At 54.9% G+C, this 381-nt stretch carries 1 protein-coding gene; it reads right to left on the minus strand.

From position 1 onward, the window contains the following. On the minus strand, positions 1 to 305 hold a 305-nt coding region (locus tag EN884_RS38415), incomplete at its 3' end, for a MucR family transcriptional regulator (RefSeq protein ID WP_206617800.1). Between the last annotated feature and the right edge of the window lie 76 nt (positions 306 to 381).

Raw genomic sequence — 381 nt, forward strand, 5'->3', positions numbered from 1 at the left:
GCTCTGTACTCGTCGGGTGTCATTCCCAGCAACCCAAGGTGGCGCTTCATAGACTTGAACTTGCGTCCGTCCTCCAGGCTGATGATGTAATCGGGAAACACGGACTTTTTTGGATTGACTGCCGGAACAAGCGCGGGCGGCGTCGCTTCCACCGGCTGACCCAATCCCGACAAGGCAGAATTGACGCTGGCGATCAATTCGGGAAGACCGGCCGCCGGAATGGCGTTCTTCTGGACATATGCCGCCACTATGTCGGCGGTGAGCTGCAACAACTGGACCTGCGGTGCTTCAGCGTCATTCTGCATATTTCGAGTTTCCCATTTGATTGGCTTTGTCTCTATTGAGGAACTTTACAACGTGCAACGGCCCACAGATCATGGA

The organism is Mesorhizobium sp. M7A.F.Ca.AU.001.01.1.1, assembly GCF_004022735.1.
Classification (GTDB): Bacteria; Pseudomonadota; Alphaproteobacteria; order Rhizobiales; family Rhizobiaceae; genus Mesorhizobium; species Mesorhizobium ciceri.